The sequence below is a fragment of the Delftia acidovorans NBRC 14950 genome, assembly GCF_001598795.1.
GTDB classification, from domain to species: Bacteria; Pseudomonadota; Gammaproteobacteria; order Burkholderiales; family Burkholderiaceae_C; genus Comamonas; species Comamonas acidovorans.
This window is the reverse complement of the sequence record NZ_BCZP01000003.1, coordinates 271993-294711: the sequence shown is the minus strand read 5'-3', so window position 1 is coordinate 294711 and position 22719 is coordinate 271993. Positions and strand designations below refer to the sequence as shown.

24 protein-coding genes are annotated in these 22719 nt (G+C 67.4%); 11 read left to right on the top strand and 13 right to left on the bottom strand.

Annotated features, from left to right (window positions below; all coding sequences use genetic code 11):
- The 5 genes from DA1_RS05740 to DA1_RS05720 form a co-directional block, all read right to left on the bottom strand.
- The gene (locus DA1_RS05740; RefSeq protein ID WP_062794106.1) at positions 1-621 is read right to left on the bottom strand and encodes a LysE family translocator; all 621 of its coding nucleotides are present in this window, start codon (positions 619-621) and stop codon (positions 1-3) included.
- A gap of 105 nt (positions 622-726) precedes the next feature.
- Positions 727-1104 (bottom strand): RidA family protein, encoded by a 378-nt coding sequence (locus tag DA1_RS05735; protein WP_013803668.1) that lies wholly within the window; start codon positions 1102-1104, stop codon positions 727-729.
- Positions 1105-1144: 40 nt separating this feature from the next.
- Positions 1145-2005: a tryptophan 2,3-dioxygenase gene (gene kynA / locus DA1_RS05730; protein ID WP_034391176.1), complete on the bottom strand. Its 861-nt coding sequence runs from the start codon at positions 2003-2005 to the stop codon at positions 1145-1147.
- Positions 2002-3207 (bottom strand): amino acid aminotransferase, encoded by a 1206-nt coding sequence (locus tag DA1_RS05725; RefSeq protein ID WP_174549369.1) that lies wholly within the window; start codon positions 3205-3207, stop codon positions 2002-2004. Before DA1_RS05725 ends, kynA begins: the two co-directional genes overlap by 4 nt.
- A gap of 75 nt (positions 3208-3282) precedes the next feature.
- On the bottom strand, positions 3283-4716 hold the full coding sequence (locus tag DA1_RS05720; RefSeq protein ID WP_034391182.1) for an amino acid permease: 1434 nt from the start codon (positions 4714-4716) through the stop codon (positions 3283-3285).
- Positions 4717-4854: 138 nt separating this feature from the next.
- On the opposite strand from DA1_RS05720, the gene DA1_RS05715 reads away from it, so the two are divergent.
- Positions 4855-5325 (top strand): Lrp/AsnC family transcriptional regulator, encoded by a 471-nt coding sequence (locus tag DA1_RS05715; protein ID WP_012204096.1) that lies wholly within the window; start codon positions 4855-4857, stop codon positions 5323-5325.
- A gap of 37 nt (positions 5326-5362) precedes the next feature.
- Here DA1_RS05715 and DA1_RS05710 read toward each other — a convergent pair whose 3' ends face one another.
- Positions 5363-5683, bottom strand: a complete 321-nt coding sequence (locus DA1_RS05710) for a YkgJ family cysteine cluster protein (protein WP_034391185.1) — start codon at positions 5681-5683, stop codon at positions 5363-5365.
- A gap of 199 nt (positions 5684-5882) precedes the next feature.
- On the opposite strand from DA1_RS05710, the gene DA1_RS05705 reads away from it, so the two are divergent.
- The 3 genes from DA1_RS05705 to DA1_RS05695 are packed head-to-tail and all read left to right on the top strand — an operon-like array spanning position 5883 to position 8373.
- Positions 5883-6224, top strand: a complete 342-nt coding sequence (locus DA1_RS05705) for a FeoA family protein (protein ID WP_012204098.1) — start codon at positions 5883-5885, stop codon at positions 6222-6224.
- A complete protein-coding gene (gene feoB, locus DA1_RS05700; RefSeq protein ID WP_034391188.1) occupies positions 6221-8164 on the top strand; it encodes a ferrous iron transporter B in 1944 nt (647 codons plus the stop codon). The genes DA1_RS05705 and feoB overlap by 4 nt, the downstream gene beginning before the upstream one ends.
- 14 nt (positions 8165-8178) lie before the next feature.
- Positions 8179-8373, top strand: coding sequence for a hypothetical protein (locus tag DA1_RS05695; RefSeq protein ID WP_034391191.1), 195 nt, complete (start codon positions 8179-8181; stop codon positions 8371-8373).
- Between the two features lie 85 nt (positions 8374-8458).
- On the opposite strand, the gene argF is transcribed toward DA1_RS05695, so the two are convergent.
- Together argF and DA1_RS05685 are read right to left on the bottom strand one after the other, a co-directional pair.
- The gene (argF, locus tag DA1_RS05690; RefSeq protein WP_012204101.1) at positions 8459-9391 is read right to left on the bottom strand and encodes an ornithine carbamoyltransferase; all 933 of its coding nucleotides are present in this window, start codon (positions 9389-9391) and stop codon (positions 8459-8461) included.
- Positions 9392-9401: 10 nt separating this feature from the next.
- A complete protein-coding gene (locus DA1_RS05685; protein ID WP_034391194.1) occupies positions 9402-10598 on the bottom strand; it encodes an aspartate aminotransferase family protein in 1197 nt (398 codons plus the stop codon).
- A gap of 350 nt (positions 10599-10948) precedes the next feature.
- Here DA1_RS05685 and DA1_RS05680 point away from each other — a divergent pair, with 350 nt between their 5' ends.
- A complete protein-coding gene (locus DA1_RS05680; protein ID WP_034391197.1) occupies positions 10949-11266 on the top strand; it encodes a DUF3579 domain-containing protein in 318 nt (105 codons plus the stop codon).
- Positions 11267-11496: 230 nt separating this feature from the next.
- Here the strand turns inward: DA1_RS05680 and rpsT are convergent, their stop codons facing one another.
- The gene (rpsT, locus tag DA1_RS05675) at positions 11497-11790 is read right to left on the bottom strand and encodes a 30S ribosomal protein S20 (protein WP_012204104.1); all 294 of its coding nucleotides are present in this window, start codon (positions 11788-11790) and stop codon (positions 11497-11499) included.
- 180 nt (positions 11791-11970) lie between these two features.
- Between rpsT and murJ the strand changes: the two genes are divergently transcribed.
- Complete coding sequence (murJ, locus tag DA1_RS05670) at positions 11971-13536, top strand: murein biosynthesis integral membrane protein MurJ (protein ID WP_034391199.1); 1566 nt, start codon at positions 11971-11973, stop codon at positions 13534-13536.
- Positions 13537-13594: 58 nt separating this feature from the next.
- A complete protein-coding gene (locus DA1_RS05665) occupies positions 13595-14440 on the top strand; it encodes a SirB1 family protein (RefSeq protein WP_013803659.1) in 846 nt (281 codons plus the stop codon).
- Positions 14441-14470: 30 nt separating this feature from the next.
- Here DA1_RS05665 and DA1_RS05660 read toward each other — a convergent pair whose 3' ends face one another.
- Together DA1_RS05660 and purM are read right to left on the bottom strand one after the other, a co-directional pair.
- Entirely contained in the window at positions 14471-15529 is a 1059-nt protein-coding gene (locus DA1_RS05660; RefSeq protein WP_012204107.1) for an AI-2E family transporter, read from the bottom strand.
- Between the two features lie 17 nt (positions 15530-15546).
- Entirely contained in the window at positions 15547-16599 is a 1053-nt protein-coding gene (purM, locus tag DA1_RS05655; RefSeq protein ID WP_012204108.1) for a phosphoribosylformylglycinamidine cyclo-ligase, read from the bottom strand.
- Positions 16600-16922: 323 nt separating this feature from the next.
- Here purM and hda point away from each other — a divergent pair, with 323 nt between their 5' ends.
- From hda to folK, 4 genes are all read left to right on the top strand, one after another.
- Positions 16923-17621: a DnaA regulatory inactivator Hda gene (gene hda / locus DA1_RS05650; protein WP_026062235.1), complete on the top strand. Its 699-nt coding sequence runs from the start codon at positions 16923-16925 to the stop codon at positions 17619-17621.
- Between the two features lie 88 nt (positions 17622-17709).
- Complete coding sequence (locus DA1_RS05645) at positions 17710-18411, top strand: histidinol-phosphatase (protein ID WP_012204110.1); 702 nt, start codon at positions 17710-17712, stop codon at positions 18409-18411.
- Positions 18408-19997 carry a polynucleotide adenylyltransferase PcnB gene (gene pcnB / locus DA1_RS05640; RefSeq protein ID WP_012204111.1) on the top strand — a complete coding sequence of 530 codons (1590 nt, stop codon included), beginning with the start codon at positions 18408-18410 and terminating at the stop codon, positions 19995-19997. The genes DA1_RS05645 and pcnB overlap by 4 nt, the downstream gene beginning before the upstream one ends.
- On the top strand, positions 19972-20487 hold the full coding sequence (gene folK / locus DA1_RS05635) for a 2-amino-4-hydroxy-6-hydroxymethyldihydropteridine diphosphokinase (protein ID WP_034391204.1): 516 nt from the start codon (positions 19972-19974) through the stop codon (positions 20485-20487). Before pcnB ends, folK begins: the two co-directional genes overlap by 26 nt.
- 84 nt (positions 20488-20571) lie before the next feature.
- On the opposite strand, the gene DA1_RS05630 is transcribed toward folK, so the two are convergent.
- Positions 20572-21540: a Bug family tripartite tricarboxylate transporter substrate binding protein gene (locus DA1_RS05630; RefSeq protein ID WP_034391207.1), complete on the bottom strand. Its 969-nt coding sequence runs from the start codon at positions 21538-21540 to the stop codon at positions 20572-20574.
- Between the two features lie 91 nt (positions 21541-21631).
- Positions 21632-22684, bottom strand: a complete 1053-nt coding sequence (locus tag DA1_RS05625; protein WP_034391210.1) for a CDP-6-deoxy-delta-3,4-glucoseen reductase — start codon at positions 22682-22684, stop codon at positions 21632-21634.
- Positions 22685-22719: the final 35 nt, after the last annotated feature.

Here is a 22719-nt window from a genome sequence, read left to right as displayed (position 1 = left end):
TCATGCCAGCATGGCCGCCACGCTGGCGACCAGCAGCAGGGCCAGCAGGCGGTGGAACAGGCGCTGGCGGCGTTCGGTGCGCAGCCAGCCCGAAAGCAGCTGCCCCAGCAGCGCCCAGCTGCCGACCCCCACCAGGCAGGCCAGCAGCGAGATGGCGCAAAACTGCAGCAGCGCCCATGGGGCATTCGCGTGGGGCAGCACGAACAGGCCCACGCCGGCCAGCGCCACCAGCCAGGCCTTGGGGTTGAGCGTCTGCACGGCCGTGCCCTGCAACAGCGCTTGCAGCAGGGCCTGCAGCGGGCGCTGCGATCCGGCCTGCTGCTGCGCACCGGCCTGGCCCACAGGCGCGTTGGCCAGCCGCCAGGCCAGCCACAGCAGATAGGCGGCGCACAGCCACTGTGCGGCCGTGGACAGTTGCGGCAGCGTCTGCAGCAGCCACTGTGCGCCCTGGCCCATGACCCATACCACGGCCGCATAGCTGGCGCTGGCGCCCAGCACATAGGCGCCCGAGACCAGGCGCGACCGGGCCGCGCCATGGCGCAGGGCCAGCACATTGACGGGGCCGGGCGTGATGGCGCCGACGAGGGTGAAGACGCCCATGGCGAGCAGCGAGGAGGACATGAGATTTCGCGCGGACGCAGGACTGCACAAGGCCCGCAGTCTCGTCCCGCACGCCGCCCCTGTATTGAACGCAATTGCGGGGCGCCGGCATGTCCGTCACATCCTCTAGGGGAGCATGGCGTAGGCCACGATCTCCAGCTTCATGCCCGGCACCACCAGCGCCGAAATCCCCATGCTGGAGCGGTTGGGGTAGGGCGCCTCGAAGAACTCGCGGTACACGGCGTCGATGGCCGGCATGTCGGCCACGTCGGTCATGTAGATCAGCACCTGGGTCACATGCGCCAGCGTGCCGCCTGCGGCCTGCAGCGCATTGCGCAGGTTGGTGAAGGTCAGGCGCGCCTGCTGCTCGATGGGGCCGGTGTCGATGCTGCCGTCGGGCCGCACGGGGCCGTGGGCCGTGAACAGCATCTGGCCGCTGGCCTTGACGGCCCAGGAGAAGGGCTGCTTGAGCGGCGGCAGTCCCACGTCGATGATTTGCTTCATGGTGTCTTGGTTCTTGGTGGTTGTTGTCAGGCGGAAGGCCTTACAGCGCGGTTCTCACGGACCAGATTTCGGGGAACAGCACCACGTCCAGCATCTTGCGCAGGTAGCTGACACCACCGGTGCCGCCTGTGCCGCGCTTGAAGCCGATGACGCGCTCCACCGTGGTCAGGTGGCGGAAGCGCCACAGGCGGAAGGCGTCCTCGATGTCGGCGAGCTTTTCGCCGAGCTGGTACAGGTCCCAGTGCGACTGCGGGTCGCGGTAGACCTGAGCCCAGGCAGCCTCGACCTCGGGGCTGGCCGTGTAGGGCAGGGTCCAGTCGCGCTCCAGGTGCCCGGCAGGAATGGCCAGCCCCTGGCGTGCCAGCAGGCGCAGGGCCTCGTCGTACAGGGAAGGTGCGCGCCATGCGGCATCCACCCGGGCCAGCAGGTCGGGGCGGTGGGCATGGGGCTGGAGCATGGCGGCGTTCTTGTTGCCCAGCGCGAACTCGATGCAGCGGTACTGGTAGCTCTGGAAGCCGCTGGAGCTGGCGAGATACGGGCGCATGGCCGTGTACTCGGTAGGCGTCATGGTGGCCAGCACGGACCAGGCGCCCACCAACTGCTCCATGATGCGGCTCACGCGGGCCAGCATCTTGAAGGCATCTGCATGGCGGTCGGCCGCCACGGCGGCCGTGGCTGCGCCCAGCTCGTGCAGCATGAGCTTCATCCACAGTTCGCTGGTCTGGTGCTGGATGATGAACAGCAGCTCGTCATGCGTGGGCGACAGCAGTTGCTGTGCGCCGAGGATGGCGTCCAGCTGCAGATAGTCGCCATAGCTCATGGACTGGCTGAAATCCAGCTGCGCCCTTTCCTCGGCGACGATGCGCTCGGTCAGCCCGCCATGGACGGGGCAGCCGCTCATTGCGGTGCCTCCAGCACCGTGGCGATGGCGTCGGCCACGTACTGCACGTTGGCGCCGGACAGGCCCGACATGCACATGCGGCCCGAGCGGATCAGGTACACGCCGTGCTCGTCGCGCAGGCGGTGGACCTGGGGCTCGCTGATGCCTGTGTAGCTGAACATGCCGCGCTGGGTCAGCAGGAAGCCGAAGTCGCGCCGCCCGCCAAAGCGTTCATGCAGCGCGCCGTGCAGCTGGGCGCGCATGTCCTTGATGCGCCCGCGCATCTGCGCCAGCTCCTGCGCCCATTGGGCGCTCAGCTCGGGCGACGCCAGCACCTGCTGCACCAGGCGCGCGCCACGGGTGGGGGGCGAGGAATAGTTGCTGCGCACCGTGGCCTTGAGCTGGCCCAGCACATTGCCGGCCGTGGCCGCGTCGTTGCAGACCACGCTGAGGCCGCCCACGCGTTCGCCATACAGCGAGAAGTTCTTGGAAAACGAATTGGCCACGAAGGCCTGGGCGCCCGCATCGGCCAGGGCGCGCACGGACCAGGCGTCTTCATCGAGCCCATCGCCAAAGCCCTGATAGGCCATGTCCACGAAGGGGATCAGGCCGCGCTCCACGATCACCGGAATGAGTTGCTGCCACTGCTCGCGCGACAGATCCACGCCCGTGGGGTTGTGACAGCTGGCATGCAGCAGCACCACGCTGCCCGAGGGCAGTTCTCGCAGTGTCTGCAGCATGGCGTCGAAGCGCAGGCTGCCCGTGGCCGCGTCGTAGTAGGGGTAGCTGTGGGTGCGCAGTCCCGCGCCCTGGAAGATGGCCAGATGGTTGTCCCAGGTGGGATCGCTGAGCCAGACCTCGGCGTCGGGGAAATAGTGCTTGATGAAGTCCGCGCCCAGCTTGAGCGCGCCCGAGCCGCCCAGGGTCTGCACGGTGGCGATGCGCTGCGCGCGCACGGCCTCGTGCTCAGCGCCGAACACCAGGCTCTGCACCAGCTGGCGGTAGGGAGCAATGCCTTCGATGGGCAGGTAGCCGCTGGGGCTTTGCTCGCGGGCCAGGGCATCGCCAGCCTGGCGCACGGAGTCCAGCACGGGCAGGCGGCCGGCCTCGTCGAAATACAGGCCGATGCTCAGGCTGACCTTGTCGGTGCGCGGGTCCTGCTGAAAGGCTTCCATCAGCGACAGGATGGGATCTCCGGGGTAGGGCGGGACGTGGCTGAACATCGAGGCGCGGGCAGTATCGAGGGGGGCAAGAGTCGTCATATTTCTAAGGGAGGGAGAAAAACGGGAGGCCGGATGTCACCGGGCGGGAACCTGGGCTTGCGCTTGGGCTTGGGCTGAGGTTTGGGTCTGAGGGGCGGGCTGGCCGGCCGGCTTGCGGTACCAGATGGCGTAGATGGCGGCCAGCAGCAGCAGGAAGGGCAGGCCGGTGAGCACGGTCAGGCGGAACACGTCGGTGAACAGCGTGGACACCAGGGCGGCCAGCATCAGAGCCGCGCCCAGAAGCGTCAGCACCGGGAAGCCCCACATGCGAAAGGCCAGCGGCTTGTTGCCCTGGCGCACCCAGTGGATGCGGAAGAACAGGTGGGTCACGAAAATCATGAACCACGTGAACATGGCGCCGAACATGGCCACGGCCATCATCAGCATGAAGGACTGCTCGGGGTTGACGATGTTGAACAGCGTGGCCACGGCAATGCCCAGGCAGGACAGCAGCAGCGCCGGCAGAGGCACGCCGCGCGAGTTCACGCGGCCCAGCACGGCGGGCGCATGGCCGGCGCGCGAGAGGCTGAACATCATGCGGGTGGTGATGTACAGCTGGCTGTTCATGGCCGACAGGGCAGCCACCAGCACCACGAAATTGACCACGCTGGCCGCACCGGGCAGGCCGATGATCTCCATCACCTTGACGAAGGGGCTGCCGTCCTTGCCGGCGGCCGACCACGGCACGATGGCCAGCATCAGCGCAATCGTGGCCAGGTAGAACACCACCAGGCGCACCATGGTGGAGCGGAAGGCGCTGGTGACTGCGCGCTGCGGGTCCTTGGCCTCGCCAGCGGCCACGGCGATCATCTCGATGCTCAGGTAGCTGAAGATGGCGATGATCACGCCCACCCAGGTGCCCCACAGGCCGTTGGGGAAGAAGCCGCCGTTGTTGACGTAGTTGGCAAAGCCCACGCCGGCCGGCCGGGTGCCGAACACCACCCAGGCGCCCACCACGATGAAGGCCACGATGGCGATGATCTTGATCATGGAGAAGCTGTACTCCACGGCGCCGAAGGCCTTGACGCTCATCATGTTCACGCCGATCAGCGCGCCCGAGAAGATCACCACCCAGGCCCAGCGCGGCACCTCGGGGAACCAGTAGCCCATGTACAGGCCCACGGCCGTCACCTCGGTGCCCACGGCCAGCACCACGCAGGCCCAGTAGGCATAGCGCACCACGAAGCCGGCCCAGGGGGCGATGTAGTGCTCGGCATAGGCGCCGAACGAGCCCGAGGTCGGGTGGGCCACCGTCATCTCGGCCAGGCAGCCCATCAGCAGCAGCGAGATCACCGCGCCGATGGCATAGCTGATCAGCACGCTGGGCCCGGCGAAGCCGATGGCAAAGCCGCTGCCCAGGAACAGGCCGGTGCCGACGGCACCGCCGATGGCGATCATGGTCATCTGTCCGGCGGACAGCTGCTGTTGGAGTCCGGCTTCGCGCTGGACGATGTCTTCGAAGGCTGGCATGGGTTGTTGTCTCCGTTGCTGTGGGGGGCTTCGGAGGCGGATGCTAGTTACGGCCTTCGCAGGGCGTTTAGTAGTTATCCCTAAATGCGCTTGATCTTGGATAAGTTATTCTGTGAAACATGAATTCATAGGTGGTTTATGTCAATCGAGATCGACAGAACGGACCGGCTGCTGATCCGCGCCTTGCAGGACAACGCGCGGCTGACCTCGGGCGAATTGGCGCAACGCGTGCACTTGTCGCAATCGCCGTCGTGGCGGCGCATCAAGCGGCTGGAGGATGAGGGCGTGATCACCGGCTACCACGCCGCGCTGAGCCGGCGCGCCATCGGCTTTGGCGTGCTGGCCTTCGTGATGGTGGGCATAGACCATCAGAACGAGGAGTCATCGCGCCACTTCCAGGAAGCGGTCTGCGCCATTCCCGAGGTCGTGATGTTCCACGGCATCTCGGGGCCGGAGGACTTCCTGCTGGTCGTCGTGGCGCGCGATCTCGATGCCTATTCGGATCTGCTGCTCACCCGCCTGCACCGGCTGCCCGGCGTGCGCCAGGTGCACACGCATTTCTCGCTGCAGGAGTTCAAGGGGCAACTGGCGGGGCTGCCCGTGGAATAGCCGCTGGTGGTGGTGGCTGGCGGCGCCTGGCTGGTTGCTACAGCAGGCCGCTGTCCAGCGCCTGCATGCCATGGCGCACGCGCACGCGGTTGCAGGCATCGCTGCCGGCCGCAAATTCGCGGCAAGGCGAGGGCCGCCACTCGTAGATGCCGCAATGGGCCTTCTCGCCCACCTTGCCCACCAGCGCTGCGCAGCGCGGGCGCGACCAGTCCGTGCCGCGCATGCGGCAGGTGTAGTCGGTGACTTCCTCGATCAGCCCGGCCGGCACGCGGCCGCCATGCTCCTGCGACTCGTGCACGGAAAAGTCCACGCGAAACGATGCGCAGCAGGCGCCGCAGCTCAGGCAGGGATGGGTCATGGCGTGGGCAAGCAGGTGCAGGTGCGGATCGTGGGAGCGCGATTGTCGCGCGCACGCGTGCGGGGCGCCTGGAGCCCGCCAAAAACCATGACGGCCCTTTGGCAAGACCCTGCCTCTTACTCCGATACCATGCGCGGGCTTCCCACGGGGATTCGATCAAAATCAAAATGAGAATAAAAATCAGTTGATACAACACGCCATGCATTCGATGAACCCCGGGACGGACGCCACGGCTCCGTCCGCGCTGTCCGCGCCTCCCCATTCCCCCAGCCCGGCCACCGCTGCGGCCATCACCCTGGATGCGCTGCCGCGCCAGGTTCCGGCGCGCGTGGTCGAGCTCCATGCGGCGCGCGACACGGCCGAGCAGGAACTGCTGCTGCGTCTCATGGAGATCGGTTTCCTGCCGGGCGAGCCCGTTCGCATCCTGGCCGCAGGCTTTCCGGGCGACGACCCGCTGGCCGTGCGCGTGGGCCAGGCCACGTTCGCACTGCGCCGCCATGAGGCGGCCCTGGTGCGGGTGGCGCCGGAGGCGGTGGCATGAGCGCGTCGTCCTCTCCCAAACTCATCCAGCCGCTGCAGCCTGCCCAGGGTGGCGGCGGCGGTGGTGATTCCGCACTGCGCCTGGCCTTGCTGGGCAATCCCAACTGCGGCAAGACGGCTCTGTTCAACCTGCTGACTGGCGCGCGCCAGAAGGTGGCCAACTACGCGGGCGTGACCGTGGAGCGCAAGGAAGGCTGGCTGAGCACGGCCAGCGGCCGGCGTGTGCGCGTGCTGGACCTGCCGGGCACCTACAGCCTGCACGCCCACAGCGAGGACGAACGCATCACGCGCGACATCGTCTCGGGCCGCCACGCGCGCGAGGCGCCTCCCGAACTGCTGGTCTGCGTCACCGACGCCACCCATCTGCGCCTGAACCTGCGCCTGGTACTGGAAGCCCAGCGCCTGGGCCTGCCCATGCTGCTGGTGCTCAACATGAGCGACATGGCCAGGCGCCAGGGCATCGATATCGACCGCGAGGCGCTGTCACGCGCCCTGGGCATGCCCGTGCTGTCCACGGTGGGCGTGCGCCAGGACGGCGCGCGCGAACTGCTGCAATGGCTGGACGGCCCCGAGGCACGTGTCCTGGTCGCGCCGCAGCTGCAGGCCCCGGCCCGCCCGGGCGATGCGCGCGAGCAGGTGCTGGCCCTGCACCAGCAGGTGGCCCGCATCATGGCCGACTGCGTCAAGGAACCCGTGGTGGACACCCGGCGCGATGACCGCATCGACGCCGTGGTGCTGCACCCGCTGTGGGGCATGCTGCTGCTGGCGGCCACGCTGTTCCTGATGTTCCAGGCCGTGTTCAGCTGGGCGCAGCCGCTGATGGACGGCATCGAGGGCGGCGTCTCGGCCGTCTCGGCCCTGGTCAACGAGCACATGCCCGAAGGCGCGCTGCGCAGCCTGCTGGCCGATGGCGTGATCGCGGGCACGGGCGCCGTGCTGGTCTTCCTGCCGCAGATCCTGATCCTGTTCCTGTTCATCCTTGCGCTGGAGGACTCGGGTTACCTGCCGCGTGCCGCCTTCATGCTGGACCGCATCATGGGCAAGGTCGGCCTGTCGGGCCGCTCCTTCATTCCGCTGCTGTCCAGCTTCGCCTGCGCCGTGCCCGGCATCATGGCCACGCGCTCCATCACCAGCTGGCGCGACCGCCTGGTGACGATCATGATCGCGCCGCTGATGACCTGCTCGGCGCGCCTGCCGGTCTATGCGCTGCTGATCAGCGCCTTCATCCCCGAGCGTACGGTGGGCGGCATCTTCAACCAGCAGGGCCTGGTGCTGTTCGCGCTGTACGTGGCCGGCATCGTCAGCGCCATGGCCGTGGCCGGCGTGGCCAAGTTGGCCGGCCGCAGCGCCGGACCCACGCCGCTGCTGATGGAACTGCCCTCCTACCGCTGGCCCAGCCCGCGCAGCCTGGCCCTGGGCCTGTACGAGCGCGCCATGATCTTCCTGCGCCGCGTGGGCGGCATCATCCTGACCGTGAGCATCGTGCTGTGGTTCCTGGCCAGCTACCCGGCGCCGCCCGATGGCGTCACCGAGGCGGCCATCCGCTACAGCTTTGCAGGCCGCATCGGCGGCTGGCTGGAGGTGGTGCTGGCGCCGATCGGCTTCAACTGGCAGATCGCCATCGCCCTGGTGCCGGGCATGGCCGCGCGCGAGGTGGCCGTCAGCGCCATGGGCACGGTCTATGCCCTGTCCGCCGCCAGCGACGAGGCCATGGCCGAGCAACTGGGCCCGCTGATCGCCCACACCTGGTCTATGGCCACGGCGCTGTCGCTGCTGGCCTGGTTCGTGTTCGCGCCCCAGTGCATCTCCACGCTGGCCGCCGTGCGGCGCGAGACCAACGGCTGGCGCTATCCGCTGCTGATGACCGGCTATCTGTTCGCGCTGGCCTACCTTGCCAGCTTCATCACCTACCGCGTGGCCATCGCATTGGGCGCGGGCTGAAAGGAACAAGCACCATGTGGCAGAACATCATCGTAGGGCTGATCGTGGCCCTGGCCGGCATGTCTCTGGTCTGGCGCTATCTGCCCGCGCGCTGGCGCCAGAAGGCCGGGCAGATGCATCCGGCACTGGCGCCCAAGGATGGGGGCGGCTGTGGCGGCTGCAGTGCCTGCGGCGGGGACAGTTGCGCACCGGACAAGCGGGGACCGTAAGGCCACAGCCCGAACTTCCGCCGGGAAAAAAGAATGCCTGCAGGCGCAAAGCCTGCAGGCATTCTTTTTTGAGCGGACTGCGTTGTCAGTTCGGCTGGCGGCCCAGCAGCAGGTACTCCATCAGAGCTTTCTGCACATGCATCCGGTTCTCCGCCTCATCCCAGACCACGGACTGCGGCCCGTCGATGACCTCGGCCTCCACTTCCTCGCCGCGGTGGGCGGGCAGGCAGTGCATGAACAGGGCATCGCCACGTGCGGCGGCCATCATTTCGGCGTCCACGCACCAGTCGGCAAAGGCCTTCTTGCGGGCTTCGTTCTCGGCCTCGTAGCCCATGCTGGTCCACACGTCGGTGGTCACCAGGTCGGCGCCCTTGCAGGCGTCCAGCGGGTCCTTGAAGACCTTGTAGCAGCCCTCGCGCGGGGTCTTGCCGCCAAAGGCCAGCTTCTCGTCCACCTCGTAGCCGCCCGGCGTGCTGACGTGGACGGTGAAGCCCAGCAGGTCGGCCGCCTGCAGCCAGGTGTTGGCCATGTTGTTGCCGTCGCCGACCCAGGCGACGGTCTTGCCCTGGATCGAGCCGCGGTGCTCGATGAAGGTGAAGATGTCGGCCAGGATCTGGCAGGGGTGGAACTCGTTGGTCAGGCCGTTGATGACGGGAACGCGCGAGTATTCGGCAAAGCGCACGATCTTGTCCTGGCCATAGGTGCGGATCATCACCAGGTCGGTCATGCGGCTGATGACGCGTGCGCTGTCCTCGATGGGCTCGGCGCGGCCCAGCTGGCTGTCGCCCGTGGTCAGGTGGACCACCGAGCCGCCGAGCTGGTACATGCCCGCCTCGAAGCTCACGCGGGTGCGCGTGCTGGCCTTCTCGAAGATCATGGCCAGCGTGCGGTCGCTGAGCGTGTGGTGCTTTTCGTAGCCCTTGAACTTCTTCTTGATCAGGGCCGCGCGTTCGAGCACATAGGCGTACTCGTCGGCCGTGAAGTCGGAAAACTGCAGATAGTGCTTGATGGCAGTCATAGGCAGGTACTCATTCGGACAGGAATTGCACGATCAGGGGCTTGAGCTTGGCGACCACTTCGTCGGCTTCGGCCTCGGTCATGATCAGCGGCGGCACCAGGCGCACCACGGTGTCGGCGGTCACGCTGAACAGCAGGCCGGCTTCGGCGCCACGGCCCAGCAGGGCGCCGCAGGGCTTGTTCAGCTCGATGCCGATGATCAGGCCCTGGCCGCGCACATCGACCACGCCCTTGACGTCGGCCAGTTCCTTTTGCAGCGTGGCCTTCAGGTGGTCGCCCACCTTGGTGGTGTGGGCCAGCAGGCCGTCCTCTTCCATGATGCGGATGGTTTCGATGCCCGCACGCATGGCCAGCGGATTGCCGCCGAAGGTGGAGCCATGATTGCCCGGCTGCAGCACGGTGGCCGCCTTGCCATGGGCCACGACGGCGCCGATGGGCACGCCCGAGCCCAGGCCCTTGGCCAGGGTCATCACGTCGGGGATGATGCCGGCCCACTGGTGGGCGAACCACTTGCCCGTGCGGCCCATGCCGGCCTGGACTTCGTCGAACATCATCAGCCAGCCGTTGGCATCGCACAGTGCGCGCACCTGCTGCATGTACTCGATGCGCATGGGGTGCAGGCCGCCTTCGCCCTGGATGGGCTCCATCATCACGGCCACCACGTCGGGGTTGCCGGCCGTGGCCTTCTGGAGCGCCTCGTAGTCGTTCACCGGCACGCGCAGGAAGCCGTCGAGCAGGGGGCCGAAGCCGTCGCGCACCTTGGGGTTGCCCGTGGCCGTCATGGTGGCGATGGAGCGGCCGTGGAAGGCATGCTCGTAGACCACGATCACCGGCTTGGCGATGCCCTTGTCCACGCCGTACTTGCGCGCGATCTTGATGGCGGCCTCGTTGGCCTCCAGGCCCGTGCTGCAGAAGAAGACATTGGTCATCTTCGCGCGCTCGGTCAGCAGCTTGGCCAGCGTTTCCTGGCCGGGCACGTGGTAGTAGTTGGAGGTGTGGATGAGCTTGGCCACCTGGTCCTGCAGCGCAGGCACCAGCTTGGGGTGGTTGTGGCCCAGCGTGTTCACTGCAATGCCGCCCAGCGCATCGAGGTACTGCTTGCCGTTGACGTCCCACACGCGGCAGCCCTGGCCTCGCTCCAGAGCGATCGGTACGCGGCCATAGGTGTTCATCACGTGGGGCGAGGCAGCCTCAATGAAAGCGGTCATTGCAAAAATCTCCTGAGCTGGAAAGTAAACGGCATCCGGGCGTTGCCGCCGCAGATGCCTGAAAAACAGCGAAGCCCGATTCTAGGGGCCGCGCGATGGCCTACCGTTGCGGTTTGCGCATCACAGCCATGCAATGAGCCTACGCCACACTTGGGTAGTGCGCTGCAACAAGGCCTCAGCTCTTATATAAGAGATAAAATGCCGGCTTGGCCTGCTGGCAGCGATCCTGCCTGTGGGCTCTGACTTTTTTGAAGGACTTGCGCAAACAGGACGTGGCAGGGCGCCGTGCCCCTTGGCAGGTCGCCTGTGTTGTTCCTTGTTGCGCAAGTCGTATTTTGGCGTGCATCCTGATGGTCTCTCCCTCCAGCAAAGAACTGTTCATCCAGGGCATCACCCATGAAGGCAAGACTTTCCGGCCCAGCGACTGGGCTGAGCGGCTGGCAGGCGTCATGAGCCAGTTTCGCCCCGGTGGTGCCCAGCGCGGCAGCCACCTGAGCTACTCGCCCTGGTGTGTTCCCACAACGCTCAATGGCGTCAAGTGCGTGGTCGTGCACCGCGACCTGCGCGACTACGAGCCCATGGCCTGGGATTTCTGCCTGAACTTCGCCAAGGACAACAACCTGCAGGTTGCTGAGGCCTGCCTGATGCCGGACGAGCCGGCCCGCTGAGGCCGGCTTCTTTTTTTTGCGGGTCGTTCCCGTCCGATGTGAAGCGCGCCTGGGGTGCGTTTTTTTTCGCCTGTGCTCCGGAGGGTGGGGTTTTTTTGGTGGATCCTGTGGATGCAGGAGCATCGTTCAGGCACAAAAAAACCGCCCGAAGGCGGTTTTTTCGTTCGCTGACAGCGCACCCGTTACAAACGGCAGATGGCCGGAGCCATCCGTGCGGTTGCCTAATTGGATTAGGCGGCGGCCAGGGCCTTGACCTTGGCGGACAGGCGGCTCTTGTCGCGAGCGGCCTTGTTCTTGTGGAAGATGCCCTTGTCGGCGATCGTGTCCAGAACGGATTGGGCTGCGGCAAACAGTTCGGTTGCCTTGGCCTTGTCGCCAGTCAGAACGGCCTTTTCGACCTTCTTGACGGCGGTGCGGTACTTGGAACGCAGCGAGGTGTTGGCTGCGTTGAGCTTGGTGTCCTGGCGGACGCGCTTGCGGCCGGAGGCGAGACGGGGGTTCTTCTTTGCGGGCTTGGATGCCATGATATGTATTCCTAGTGTCTGAGGATGTTGTCGGCGAAGCGCGGGATTATAGCACGCAGCCCGGACACGGCCTTGAGGGCCCAGGCCGCACGGGCCGGCCTGTTGCAACGGAGTGCAAGAGCGGCCAGGCCCGCCTGGAGCGCCGGCCGGCGGGGCATGCCAGCGCATACACTCCCCACGGTGTCACTGTTCAAAGCCGCCTCCACCGTTTCCCTGCTGACGCTGGCCTCCCGTATCACCGGGCTGGTGCGCGATCTGCTCATGGCCTCCATGTTCGGAGCCAATGCGCTGACCGATGCGTTCAATGTCGCCTTCAGGATTCCCAATCTCTTTCGGCGGCTGTTCGCCGAGGGGGCCTTCAGCCAGGCCTTCGTGCCGGTGCTGGCCGCCAGCAAGGCCAAGGAGGGGGACGAGGCCACGCGCACGCTGATCTCGCACGTGGCCACGCTGCTGTTCTGGGTGCTGCTGGTGACCTGCGTGCTGGGCGTGGTCGGTGCGCCGCTGCTGGTCTGGCTGCTGGCCAGCGGCCTGCGCCAGTCGCCCGAGGGCTATGACGCCGCCGTGCTGATGACACGCTGGATGTTCCCCTACATCGGCTTCATGTCGCTGGTGGCGCTGTCGGCCGGTGTGCTCAATACCTGGCGGCGCTTTGCCGTCTCGGCCGCCACGCCGGTGCTGCTGAACCTGGCCATGATCGCCGCCGCCTTCTGGGGCGCGCCCTGGCTGCAGGCGCGCGGCATCGAGCCCATCTATGCCATGGCCGGTGGCGTGATGCTGGGCGGCGTGCTGCAGCTGGCAGTGCAACTGCCTGCGCTGGCGCGCCTGGGCCTGCTGCCGCGCATCGGCTTTTCGCCAGCTGCGCTGCGCGAAGCCTGGGCCGAGGCCGGCGTGCGCCGCATCCTCAAGCTGATGGCGCCGGCCCTGCTGGGCGTGGGCGTGGCCCAGGTCTCGCTGATGATCAACACCCAGATCGCCTCCTATCTGCAACCGGGCAGCGTGACCTGGCTGTTCTATGCCGACCGGCTCATGGAGTTTCCGACGGCGCTGCTGGGCGTGGCGCTGGGCGTGGTGCTCACCCCCCAGCTGGCCGCTGCCAAGGCGGCCGACGACTCGGAGCGCTACTCGGCCATGCTGGACTGGGGGCTGCGCCTGGTGGTGCTGCTGTCCGTGCCGTGCGCCGTGGGCCTGCTCACTTTTGCCGAGCCGCTGGTGGCCACGCTGTTCCACCGCGGTGCGCTGCAGGACAGCGACGTGGGCCAGATCGCCCTGGCGCTGGTCGGCTACGGCGCAGGCCTGGTGGGCCTGGTGGCCATCAAGGTGCTGGCGCCGGGCTACTACGCCAGCCAGGACATACGCACGCCCGTCAAGATCGCCATCGTGGTGCTGGTCATCACCCAACTGCTCAACCTGGTCCTGGTGCCCTTCATGGCGCATACCGGCCTGGCGTTGTCCATCGGCCTGGCGGCCCTGGTCAATGCGGGCTGGCTGCTTTGGGGTCTGCTGCGCCGGGGTGTCTACCGTCCCAAGCCGGGCTGGGGTCGGCTGGGCTTGCAGGTGGTCGCGGCCAGCAGCCTGCTGGCCGTGCTGCTGACCTGGGGCAGCCAGCATTTCGACTGGATCGCGCTGCGCGCCAACGGCTGGCAGCGTGTGGGCCTGCTCGCCGCGCTGATGGCCGCCTCGGTGCTGCTGTACTTCGGTGCGCTGTGGGCGGCGGGGCTCAAGCTGCGCGCACTGCTGCGGCGCTGAGAGGCATCGCCCAAACCCGCATAATTGCAGGCTTGGGCGCTGCAATATACAAAGCATCATGAGCTGGAGTTACGAAGACACGCCAACGGCCCTGCAATACTTTGCAGCGCTGGTGCAAAGCGATGACCACCTGCCGTTGATGGAGGCGGCAATCAGCATCGCCCAGGATGCCGTGCCCGATCTCGACCTGCAGGCGGCCAGCGCCGAGCTGGACCGGCTGCAGGTGCGCCTGCTCCAGCGCCTGGCCGGCGAAACCGATTCCCTGCAGCGCCTGCGCGTGCTCAACCAGTTCTTCTATGGCGAGCTGGGCTTTGGCGGCAATCTCAACGATTACTACGACCCGTCCAACAGCTACATCCACCACGTGCTGCAGACGCGGCGCGGCATTCCCATCAGTGTGGCGCTGATCTGGCTGGAGCTGGCTGCGGCCATCGATCTGCCGGCACAGGGCGTGAGCTTTCCCGGGCATTTCCTGGTCAAGCTGCGCCTGCCCCAGGGGCAGGTGGTGATGGACCCGCTGAGCGGTGAATCCTTCTCGGCCAACAGCCTGGCCGAGCGGCTGGAGCCCTTCTGGCAGAACGCTGGCCTGTCCGCCGAGGAGGCGGCTCCGCTGGGCATGTACCTGCAGGGCGCATCGCCGCGCGACATCCTGGAGCGCATGCTGCGCAATCTGCAGGAGATCCACCATGCGCGTCGCGACTGGCCGCTGCTGGTGGCCGTGCTCAACCGGCTGGCCGTGCTGCGGCCCGACATGCCGGAAATCTTCCGTGACCGGGGGCTGGCCTATGCGCAATGGGGAGTGACCGAGCGTGCGCTCGAAGACCTGGAGCGCTTCCTGCATTCCCAGCAGGGCGCGCAGGCCGTGGCCGTGCGCGAGGTGATCCGGCGGCTCAGGGGGCTGTAGCGGCGGCAACCCCCAGGGTCGGAGCGCTGCTCAGACCAGCCGGACGGCTTCCAGCTCTTTCTTGAGATAGGCGTAGAACAGCGGCGCCGCCACCAGGCCTGCGGGGCCGAACACCGACTCGGCCACGAACATCACGGCCAGCAGCTCCCACACGCCCATGTGCGTGCGCTGGCCCACCACCTTGGCGTTGATCACGTACTCGGCCTTGTGGATCAGGATCAGAAAGCCCAGGCAGGCCGCGGCGGCTACCGGGGAGACCGACAGCCCCACGATGGTGATCACCGCATTGCACAGCAGGTTGCCCACGATGGGCACCAGGCCCGCGATGAATGTCAGCGTGATCAGGGCTGGCGTGTAGGGCAGGGTCAGGTTCCAGTGCGGCAGCACGCCCAGCAGGAAGATGGCCGTCAGGAAGGTGTTGAAGGCTGCAATCCAGAACTGCGCCGCCACGATCTGGCGGAAGGCCAGCCCCATGAGCCGGATGCGTTCGCGCAGCGCAGCCACCAGGGGCGGGCGGCGCGTGGTGATGGGGCGCACGGCGGCCAGCGCGCCGATGATCAGGCCCACATAGGCGTACAGCAGGCCGGTAAGCCAGGCGCGGCCCGCATGGGCCAGGGCACCGGCCTTGGCTGCCAGGTAGCTGGCCAGCAGGTGCTGGATTTCCTGCGCGCCGTCCGGCAACTGGTCGGCCATGTCGGCGGGCAGCTTGTCACGCAGCTCCAGCACCGTGTGGGCCAGATAGTCGAGCAGTTCGCGGTACTGCTGCGGCGCGTCGGTGATGTAGGTGCGTGTATGCGAGAGCGCGCCGCTCAGCAGGGCCAGCGGCGCAAGAATGACGATGGTGGCTGCCACCAATTGGGTCCAGCGCGGCAGCGAGCCGCGCCGGGCCTTGGGCTGGGCCCGTGCCAGCAGCCCGGCAAGGGCGCGCGTGACCAGAAAGCCCACGCAGACACAGAGCATGCCCGGCAAAAGGCCCTGCCACATGATCAGCAGCAGGGCGCCTGCCATCAGCACATAGCTGGAAAGCGTCACGCCGCGCGTGGGCGCGGGCTGCGGGGAGATGATGGGCGAGGGCAGGTGCTGGGTCATTCGCTGCGGGCCCGTGGTCAGCGGACCTCGACAGGCTCGCCCTCGCCGCGTGCGGCGATGCGTCCGATGGTGTAGACCGTCTCGCCCAGCTGCTTGAGCGTGGCGGCCGTGGCTTCGGCAGCCTCTGCAGGCACGACAACGACCATGCCGATGCCGTTGTTGAAGGTGCGGTTCATTTCCACGGCGTCGATGCCGGCCGTCTTCTGCAGCCAGGCGAACAGCTCGGTCTGGGGCCAGCTGCCGGCATCCAGGTGGGCGGCCAGGCCCTCGGGCAGCACGCGGGGGATGTTCTCCAGCAGGCCGCCGCCGGTGATGTGGGCCAGCGCCTTGATGGGGTGCTGCTCCAGCGCCGCCAGCACGTTCTTCACGTACAGGCGCGTGGGTTCCATGATGGCTTGCTTGAACGGCTTGCCGTCCAGCGATTCGGGCAGGCTGCCCTGGGCTTCGGCGCGCTCGATGCACTTGCGCACCAGGGAAAAGCCATTGGAGTGCACGCCGGCCGAGGCCAGACCCAGCACCACGTCGCCTGCGGCCACGCTCTGGCCCGTGAGGATCTTGGATTTTTCGACGGCGCCGACGGCAAAGCCCGCCAGGTCGTATTCACCGGCCGGGTACATGCCGGGCATTTCGGCGGTTTCACCGCCGATCAGTGCGCAGCCCGACAGCTCGCAGCCGCGTGCAATGCCGCCGACCACGGCAGCGGCCGTGTCCACGTCCAGCTTGCCGCAGGCGAAATAGTCGAGGAAGAACAGGGGCTCGGCGCCCTGGACCAGCACGTCGTTGACGCTCATGGCCACCAGGTCGATGCCCACGGTGTCGTGCATGTTCCACTCGAAGGCCAGCTTGAGCTTGGTGCCCACGCCATCGGTGCCCGAGACCAGCACGGGCTCCTTGTAGCGTTTGGGCACCTCGAACAGCGCGCCGAAGCCTCCGATGCCGGCCATCACGCCTTCGCGCATGGTCTTCTTGGCCAGCGGCTTGATGCGCTCGACCAGCGCATCGCCAGCGACGATGTCGACGCCGGCGTCTTTGTAGGAAATCGGGGTAGAGGAGGGGGCAGAAGAGCTCATGGATGGGTACGGTGCGGTAGGCCCGATGCCGGGCTGGAACCCCGGGATTCTACGGCGCTGGCCGCCGGCAGGCGCGCGCGCCAGTGGGCTTCGAGGGGGCTTTCGTTGCACATGCGGGCCGGCTGCCGCCGTGCCGGGCGCCGCGCAGACTAAAATCCCTCGTCCGCCCGGGAGCTCCCGGGCGTTGTCCGCCTTGCCGCAGCGCTGCGCCGAGGCGGGCCTGTCTTTGCTCTCAACCCAATGCCGTTGCCGATTCCTCTGCCTGCTTTTGCCGCATGGACCCGCCTGGACACAGGAAAGGGGGCGCTGCGCGTATGTCGCAGATGAAGCAGCTGGCTCTGGATATCAGCATGGCGTCGAGTCCGACGCTGTCGCGCTTTTTCGTCGGTCCCAATGCCGCAGTGATCGATCATCTGCGCCACTGGGTGGGCGACGGCCGCATGCAGACCGCCCGCACGCCGGTGCCCACCTATCTTTGGGGCGAGTCGGGCTCGGGCAAGACCCACCTGCTCAAGGCCGTGCGCGAGGCGCTGCGCGAGCAGGGCGCCATGGTGGGCTGGATGGATGCATCCACCCTGTTCCCGCCGCCGTTCGACGAGCGCTGGGCGGCGGTGCTGATGGACGACGTGGACATCTACACTCCGCTGCAGCAGGCGCGTGCCTTCAACTGGTTCGTGAATGCGACGAGCCCGGCCACGGGCTCGCCGCGCTGGGTGCTGGGAGCCGGCCCCCTGCCGCCGGCCGACCTCAAGCTGCGCGAGGATCTGCGCACGCGGCTGGGCTGGGGCCATGTGTTCCAGCTGCAACTGCTCGATGAAACCGCGCGCCGCGCGGTGCTGCGCCAGGAGGCCGATGCCCGTGGCGTTTTTCTGGGCGACGATGTGATGGACTACATGCTCAAGCGCTTCTCACGCGACCTGGGCAGCCTGATGCAGCTGCTCGACATGCTCGACGGCTTTGCGCTTCGCAACAAGCGCGCCATCACCATCCCGTTGCTCAAGACGATGCTGGAAACCGAATGAGCCCACATTCTCGTGTGGGCAGGGACTGCGGGAGCCGGCGGAGCCTGCGTTGCAAGGGCAGCGCGGGACCCATTTTTTTAGGATATGCATGACCTCTGATCAGAAGCAACTCCGGCCCCGGCTGGCGTTGTTCGACCTGGACCATACGCTGCTGCCGCTCGATTCGGACTACGAGTGGGGCGAGTTCACGACGCGCATCGGCTGGACCGATCCGGCCGAGTTCGGCCGCCGCAACGCCGAGTTCTTCGCGCACTACCAGGCCGGCACGCTCGACGTGCACGACTATGTGCGCTTTGCCACCGAGGCCTTCTGCGGCCGTGGCGCGCAACAGGCCGGCGAGGCGCATGAGCGCTTCATGCGCGAGGTGATCACCCCCGCGATCCGTCCCCAGGCACTGGAGCTGCTGCGCACGCACCAGCAGGCGGGCGACCAGATCATCATCGTCACGGCCACCAACGAGTTCGTGACGCGCCCCATTGCCGCCGCACTGGGCGTGCAGGAGCTGATTGCCGTGGAACTGGAGCGCGACGCCCAGGGCTGGTTCACGGGCGAGATCCGTGGAACGCCCAGCATGCGCGACGGCAAGGTCCAGCGCATGCAGCAGTGGCTGGATGCGCGTGGCCTGGACTGGGGCGGCGTGGAGAGCTTCTTCTACAGCGACTCCTGGAACGACGTGCCCCTGCTCGAACGCGTGGACCACCCTGTGGCCACCAACCCCGACGCACGGCTGCGCGCCCTGGCCCAGGAACGTGGCTGGCGCATTCTGGACCTGTTTGGCGAAGCACCATGATCAAGAACATCATCGACAAGCTGCTGGGCAAGACCTCGGCTGCCCCCCGCGCCCGCAAGTCCCCCTTCGGCAAGCGCCAGGAAGTGCCCGTGCAGGTGCACGGCATCGACCCCAACCTGGTGGACCGGCGTGCCATCGACGTGGTCGAGACGCTGCAGGACGCGGGCTACGAGGCCTACATCGTCGGCGGCGCCGTGCGCGACCTGCTGCTGGGCCTGCGCCCCAAGGACTTCGACGTGGCCACCAATGCCACGCCCGAGCAGGTCAAGGGCCTGTTCCGCCGCGCCTTCATCATCGGCAAGCGCTTTCGCATCGTGCACGTGGTCTATGGCCGCGGGCGCGAGAACGAGGTCATCGAAGTCTCCACCTTCCGCGCCTTCCTGGACAACAGCGCGGCCGAGGCCGTGAGCGGCAACGAGCGCACCAGCAAGGCCCAGCTCGCCGGCATGCACCATGCGGTGGACGCCAGCGGCCGCGTGCTGCGCGACAACGTCTGGGGCCCGCAGGACCAGGACGCCACGCGCCGCGACTTCACCATCAACGCCATGTACTACGACCCGCGCACGCAGATCGTGGTGGACTATCACAAGGGCATCGACGACGCCAAGAAGCGCATGCTGCGCATGATCGGCGACCCGGCCACGCGCTACCGCGAAGACCCGGTGCGCATCATCCGCGCCGTGCGCTTCGCGGCCAAGCTGGCAGGCAAGGGCTTCAAGATCGAGCCCAAGACCGCCAAGCCCCTGGTGGAGTGCGAGCCGCTGCTGGCCGATGTGCCGCAAAGCCGCCTGTTCGATGAAATGCTCAAGCTGCTGCAGACCGGCCACGCGCTGGCCTCGGTGGAGCAGTTGCGCGGCCTGGGCCTGGCACGCGGCATCTACTCGCTGCTGGATGTGGTGGTCGAGCGCGCGGAGCAGCCCTTTGTGCGCGCCGCGCTGACCGATACCGACCGCCGTGTCGAGGAAGGCAAGCCCGTGGCGCCCAGCTTCCTGCTGGCCTGCGTGCTGTGGCATGACGTCAAGACCGGCTGGGAGCGCCGCCTGAACCAGCGCCAGCACCCCTTCCCCGCGCTGCAGGAATCCATCGACGAAGTGTTCGACCAGCGCATCGGCGATGTGTCGGGCCGCGGCAAGCTGGCCGCCGACATGCGCGAGATCTGGGTCATGCAGCCGCGCTTTGACAAGCGCACGGGCGCCACGCCATTCAGCCTGGTGGCCCAGCCGCGCTTTCGCGCGGGCTTCGACTTCATGCGCCTGCGCGCCGACATCGGCGAGGTCGATGAAAGCCTGGCCAGCTGGTGGCAGGAATTCCAGAACGCCGACGACGCGCGCCGCGACGACCTGATCGCCCAGGCCCGCGACGAGCAGCGCGCCCGCCAGCGCAGCGCCGAGCCCAAGGTGCACCGCGTGGCCAAGGCCCGCCCTGCGCGCGAGGACGCCGGCGCTGGCGAAGCGCAGCAGGCCGACGCACCTGCCGCCGCCTTGCCCCAGGTGGAGGGTGAGGAAGGGTCAGCGCCCAAGAAGCGCCGCCGCCGTCGCCGCAAGCCACAGGGCGGTGGTGATGGCGCCGTGGGCGGGGATGACTGAGCCGGGGCACTGGGTCGCCATTGGCCTGGGCGCCAATCTGGGCGACCGGGGCCAGGCGCTGGCCCAGGCGCTGCAGGCCATTGGCGGCCTGCCGGGCACGCGCCTTGTGGCCGTGTCCTCCCTCTACAGCACGGCACCCGTCGATTCCAGCGGCCCGGACTACTTGAACGCCGTGGCCGCCGTGCACACCACGCTGCAGCCGCTGGCGCTGCTCGATGCGCTGCAGGCCATCGAGCTGGCGGCCGGCCGCGAGCGTCCCTACCGCAACGCGCCGCGCACGCTGGACCTGGACATCGAACTGTGGGACGACGAGCGCATTGCGCTGCCGCGCCTGAGCGTGCCGCACCCGCGCATGCACGAGCGCGCCTTCGTGCTGGTGCCGCTGGCCGAGATCGCGCCTGAGCGCGTCACGCCCGCGCAACTGCAGGCCGTGGCGGGGCAGGGCATCCGCGTGGCGCACAAGCCTGGCTGGCATCTCCGACAAGCCTGAATCCCGAAAGTGGCCTGAATGAAAAAGCCGCAGCGCCCTGAGGGCGGCTGCGGCTTTTTGCCAGGCGGGACGTGGTGGATCGGCTCAGTCCACCTTCGCTCCGGAGGCCTTGACGATGGGCTGGTACTTGGCACGCTCGGCGGCCATGAACCTGTCGAATTCGGCGGGTGTGGAGGACACGGGCTCGGCCATCAGGGTCTCGAAGCGGGTCTTGGTCTCGGGCGCGGCCAGTGCATCGCCAAAGGCCTTACTCAGCTTGTCCAGCACGGGCTTGGGCGTGCCGGCCGGGGCCACCAGGCCCCACCAAGTGTCGATGGCAAAGCCGGGGAAGGTCTTGGACAGTGCGGGCACGCCGGGCAGCAGCGTGGTGGGGTTCAGCGTGGTCACGGCCAGCGCCTTGAGCTTGCCCGAGCGGATGTTGGGCGCCGCGGCAGCCAGGTTGTCGATGTTGAAGTCCACCTCGCCCGACAGCAGGGCCAGCTGGGCCGGGTTGGCGCCGCGGTAGGGCACGTGAAGGGCGAAGATGCCGGCCTTTTGCTTGAGCATTTCGCCGGCCAGGTGGCCCGCGCTGCCGTTGCCGCCGCTGCCGTAGTTGAGCTTGCCGGGGTTGGCCTTGGCGTAGGCGATCAGGTCGGCCACGCTGTGGATCTTGAGCTGCTCGGCACGGGCCGCGTTCATCACCAGCACATTGGGCACGCGCACCATCTGGGTGATGCCGGCGAAGTCCTTGCCCGCGTCATAGGGCATCTTGGCGTACAGCCAGGGATTGACGGCATGGGTGGCCGTGGCGGCCAAGCCGATGGTCATGCCGTCCGGCGTGGCACGGGCAATGGCGTCGGCGCCGATGTTGCCGCCGGCGCCAGCCTTGTTGTCGATGATCACCACTCCCAGGGAATCACGCACCCGCTCGGCCAGCGCGCGCGAGGTGATGTCCAGCGGACCGCCGGGCGCATAGGGCACGATCAGGCGGATGGGCTCTTGCGCCAGGGCAAGCGGGGAGGCCAGGGCAGCAGCGGCCGCCATGACCGAGAGAAGGCTGTTTCTACGGTTCATAGGGGCGCTATTGTGCAAAAAAATTGCGACACCTGGCTGCGCGCAGGTATGCAGAGCAGTTTTTCTGCGTATTGATTGATCTGCCCTGGCTTCAGGCTGCCTTGTCGGCTTCCGTGGTGAATGCGTCGGCGTAGAACTCTTCGTCGGGCAGGCCACGCTGGTGCACATAGGCCTGGTGCGCGGAATCGACCACGATGGGCGCGCCGCAGGCATAGACCTGGTGGCCCGAGAGGTCGGCAAAATCGTCCAGCACGGCCTGGTGCACGAAGCCCGTGCGGCCGGTCCAGGCGTCTTCGGGCAGGGCATCCGAGACCACGGGCACGTAGCACAGCTGCGGCATGGCTTGGGCCTGTTCGCGCACCCAGGCATCCATGTAGAGGTCTTCGGGGCGGCGGCCGCCCCAATACAGGGTGACGGAGCGGTGGATGTCCTTGTGGCGGATGTGCTCCAGCAGCGCCTTGATGGGCGCGAAGCCCGTGCCCGAGGCCAGCAGGATGACGGGCTTGTCGCTGTCCTCGCGCAGGAAGAAGCTGCCGAACGGGCCTTCCACGCGCAGGATTTCCTTTTCCTTCATGGCGCCGAACACATGGTCGGTGAACTTGCCGCCCGGCATGTGGCGGATGTGCAGCTCCAGCCCCGGCGCCGTGTCCTGCACGTGGGGGGCCGTGGCCATGGAGTAGGCGCGGCGGGCGCCGTCGCGCAGGATGAACTCCACGTACTGGCCTGCGTGGTAGCGGAACTTGTCTGCGGCGGGCAGTTGCAGGCGCACCTGCATCACGTCGTGCGACTTCTTCTCCAGCGTGGCCACGCGCACGGGCATTTTCTTGATGGGAAAGGCGCTGGCATCGGTGACCTGGCGGGACTCCAGCACCACCGAGGTGGCTGGCCTGGCGCAGCAGGTGAGCACATAGCCGTCGGCCTCTTCCTGGGCGGTCAGCGCCTTGTCGGCATGCGGACCATGGGTGACATCGCCACTGAGCTTCTTGCACTTGCAGGAACCGCAGGCACCGTCCTTGCAGCCATAGGGCAGGCCCACGCCGGAGCGGATGGCGGCGGCCAGGATGGTCTCGCTGCCCTGCGTGGCGAAGGCGCGGCCGCTGGGCTGTACGGTGATTTCGTGGGAAGCGTTGGCTATCTCGGTCATGTTCTCGGTATCCTCGGGGGCGCTGGCGGGCGCGT

Bases quoted from the DNA above. Each gene is read 5' to 3' on its own strand.
- DA1_RS05740 (WP_062794106.1), bottom strand. From the start codon at position 621: ATGTCCTCCTCGCTGCTCGCCATGGGCGTCTTCACCCTCGTCGGCGCC.
- DA1_RS05735 (WP_013803668.1), bottom strand. From the start codon at position 1,104: ATGAAGCAAATCATCGACGTGGGACTGCCGCCGCTCAAGCAGCCCTTC.
- kynA (WP_034391176.1), bottom strand. From the start codon at position 2,005: ATGAGCGGCTGCCCCGTCCATGGCGGGCTGACCGAGCGCATCGTCGCC.
- DA1_RS05725 (WP_174549369.1), bottom strand. From the start codon at position 3,207: ATGTTCAGCCACGTCCCGCCCTACCCCGGAGATCCCATCCTGTCGCTG.
- DA1_RS05720 (WP_034391182.1), bottom strand. From the start codon at position 4,716: ATGCCAGCCTTCGAAGACATCGTCCAGCGCGAAGCCGGACTCCAACAG.
- DA1_RS05715 (WP_012204096.1), top strand. From the start codon at position 4,855: ATGTCAATCGAGATCGACAGAACGGACCGGCTGCTGATCCGCGCCTTG.
- DA1_RS05710 (WP_034391185.1), bottom strand. From the start codon at position 5,683: ATGACCCATCCCTGCCTGAGCTGCGGCGCCTGCTGCGCATCGTTTCGC.
- DA1_RS05705 (WP_012204098.1), top strand. From the start codon at position 5,883: ATGCATTCGATGAACCCCGGGACGGACGCCACGGCTCCGTCCGCGCTG.
- feoB (WP_034391188.1), top strand. From the start codon at position 6,221: ATGAGCGCGTCGTCCTCTCCCAAACTCATCCAGCCGCTGCAGCCTGCC.
- DA1_RS05695 (WP_034391191.1), top strand. From the start codon at position 8,179: ATGTGGCAGAACATCATCGTAGGGCTGATCGTGGCCCTGGCCGGCATG.
- argF (WP_012204101.1), bottom strand. From the start codon at position 9,391: ATGACTGCCATCAAGCACTATCTGCAGTTTTCCGACTTCACGGCCGAC.
- DA1_RS05685 (WP_034391194.1), bottom strand. From the start codon at position 10,598: ATGACCGCTTTCATTGAGGCTGCCTCGCCCCACGTGATGAACACCTAT.
- DA1_RS05680 (WP_034391197.1), top strand. From the start codon at position 10,949: ATGGTCTCTCCCTCCAGCAAAGAACTGTTCATCCAGGGCATCACCCAT.
- rpsT (WP_012204104.1), bottom strand. From the start codon at position 11,790: ATGGCATCCAAGCCCGCAAAGAAGAACCCCCGTCTCGCCTCCGGCCGC.
- DA1_RS05665 (WP_013803659.1), top strand. From the start codon at position 13,595: ATGAGCTGGAGTTACGAAGACACGCCAACGGCCCTGCAATACTTTGCA.
- DA1_RS05660 (WP_012204107.1), bottom strand. From the start codon at position 15,529: ATGACCCAGCACCTGCCCTCGCCCATCATCTCCCCGCAGCCCGCGCCC.
- purM (WP_012204108.1), bottom strand. From the start codon at position 16,599: ATGAGCTCTTCTGCCCCCTCCTCTACCCCGATTTCCTACAAAGACGCC.
- hda (WP_026062235.1), top strand. From the start codon at position 16,923: ATGAAGCAGCTGGCTCTGGATATCAGCATGGCGTCGAGTCCGACGCTG.
- DA1_RS05645 (WP_012204110.1), top strand. From the start codon at position 17,710: ATGACCTCTGATCAGAAGCAACTCCGGCCCCGGCTGGCGTTGTTCGAC.
- pcnB (WP_012204111.1), top strand. From the start codon at position 18,408: ATGATCAAGAACATCATCGACAAGCTGCTGGGCAAGACCTCGGCTGCC.
- folK (WP_034391204.1), top strand. From the start codon at position 19,972: ATGGCGCCGTGGGCGGGGATGACTGAGCCGGGGCACTGGGTCGCCATT.
- DA1_RS05630 (WP_034391207.1), bottom strand. From the start codon at position 21,540: ATGAACCGTAGAAACAGCCTTCTCTCGGTCATGGCGGCCGCTGCTGCC.
- DA1_RS05625 (WP_034391210.1), bottom strand. From the start codon at position 22,684: ATGACCGAGATAGCCAACGCTTCCCACGAAATCACCGTACAGCCCAGC.